Below are 2105 nucleotides of genomic sequence, written 5' to 3'. Positions count from 1 at the left end.
AAGCCGGCTAATTTCAAGTTTAGCCGGCTTTCTTATTTGTCTCAACATACTAAGAATTTGAATTGGTGATAGTAAGCAACCAATTTTTCATTCATCATTCGGGATATTCAGTAAATGTTCCTCTTTCTAAAAAATCAAGAGAAAAGCTTTGCTTTACGTGAGCTTTTCTCTTGATTTTTTCGTTCAACTCTCCCAGTCTTCTATCTTTTTTGTAGAATATTGTTTACATATTCTTATTTTTTCCTTCCCACCCATGCATTATGTACATGTCTTTTTTAGGGGAAGTTAAAACCTCTCCTGTTTTTCCTGTTATTTTAGTTAGATTATGCTGCCTTTCTTTTTTTCTTTTCGACCTTTTCTATCATACATACCGCATTGGCTGTATGTATCCCAAAGAAAATCCAAAGTACTTCCGTTTTCCTGTTTCTAGCTTTTATCCTGGCCAGTGAGTAATGTTGTTTCTGCGTTCCAAAACTTCCTTCCAGGCGGGTAGCTCTTTCACGGCTGAGTTCCGACCGTAAGATTTTCCGAAGCGGCTCATCTTTGGCAGCTCTGCCCTTACGCTTAAAGGAAGTACTTATATGATATTTTGTACAAAATTTCCGGTTGGCATTATTGGCATAGATTGAATCCGCCGCAAGCGCCTTAACCCTAACCCCGGTCAGTTGTTGTTGCAGATGAATACAGTCTTTCAAACGTACTCCTTCGTTAAAAGCCTTAAAGGAGATATGTTCTATAAAGGAGATTCCGTCTATCTGTATATTGTTGACTTTGGCTCCGAATTCAACGGATTTGGTTTCCTTGCCTCTGATAATGGGGCGAAGGTAATGCCGGTCGATACTCACGATACGGTTGGACACTTTTTTGCCTGCAAATAAATTCTTCCCTTGCTCAAGGACTGTCTGTATGACCGAGAAACGTCTTTGGTAATCAGAGGATAGTGTAAGCCTGTTCCTGTAGGATGAATGAAGCAGCTCCAGCTGGTCAAGTAACTTTTCCAATAACTGAAGTAACCTTCGTGTAATCATACGAGTCTGTGATTTCTTGCGTTTACGCAGTTTGCTATAAGCAAGATAGGCACGGCGTACATCAAGATACTTGTTACGGGGACGTTGTATGTGCAAGGTCTGGCAATGTTTGCACAGATGACGATGAAGCCATACAATACCTTCCCATAAGAGTTTGGTATCAGTAGGGAAACGCAGATGACTTTCATAACAGGTGGCATCGGTCATACAGACATGAAGGTTCTCAAGATAAGGTGTCCAATGCTCGGCAAGAATGAGCTGGAGGGACTCAACGTCAAGGCGATCCGCTAGTTCCTGACGAATTGCACTAACGATTTTAGGATTGGTTAGTGGATGAAGCGGATCAATCTGAACACCACAAAATAACTGGTAATGAATATTACCGTTTAAATGCTCAATCAGTTGTGCATCGGAAAAGTTGGTATAGGACTTCAAGACCATCAAGGCTATTTTACCTTCGGGAGAAAAATAACTTTTACGCCCAAAAGGAGAGGACTTCAAATGCATTTGTCGGGCCAGTTCCGAGAAAGGGAACAGAGAATGGAGGCGACCTAATTCACTCGTTGCAAAACTTTGACGATATTTTTTAAGCATATCGAACTCGGTAAAACCTAAACAAGGTTCGATTTCTGAGATTTTTTGTATCTTTACCATGTGTTTTTATTTTTAATTACCCCCGTTTTGGCCGTCAAACCGTTTTTTGGGGGGAATGCTTAAAGATACAAAAAAGGCAACTAACTCGCAATGAATTAGTTGCCTTAAATTTTATTATTTTAGGAATATCCCTATATACATCCGTGCCTCACTTTGATAAACAAAGGGGGGCTACGGGTGTTGTACATATCGGCGTGGGCTTTCTGCGTTGTTCGTTCCCGATAATTGGCATTGCGAAGGCCTTGAACATGGAACGGACGAAGGTGAGAGATTCCCACGTATTCTATGCTAATATCCTAATCTCTTATTCCGTTTAACAATAAATTAACTTCTCGTTCTTTTTCCTTTCTATAACTTCTCGTTCTTCATAATATTTGTATGTATTTTGATCATATGGTACTTTCTTCCTGACTAATGCCACTA

Annotated in this window: 1 protein-coding gene; it reads right to left on the bottom strand. The window is 40.1% G+C overall.

Going from position 1 to position 2105, the window contains the following annotated elements; genetic code table 11:
• Positions 1–323: 323 nt before the first annotated feature.
• The gene (locus HMPREF0106_RS00185; RefSeq protein ID WP_008022065.1) at positions 324–1682 is read right to left on the bottom strand and encodes a transposase; all 1359 of its coding nucleotides are present in this window, start codon (positions 1680–1682) and stop codon (positions 324–326) included.
• Positions 1683–2105 lie beyond the last annotated feature (423 nt).

It is taken from the genome of Bacteroides sp. D22 (assembly GCF_000163675.1).
In the GTDB taxonomy this organism is placed as follows: Bacteria; Bacteroidota; Bacteroidia; order Bacteroidales; family Bacteroidaceae; genus Bacteroides; species Bacteroides xylanisolvens.
This window is presented reverse-complemented; position numbering and strand designations above follow the sequence as displayed.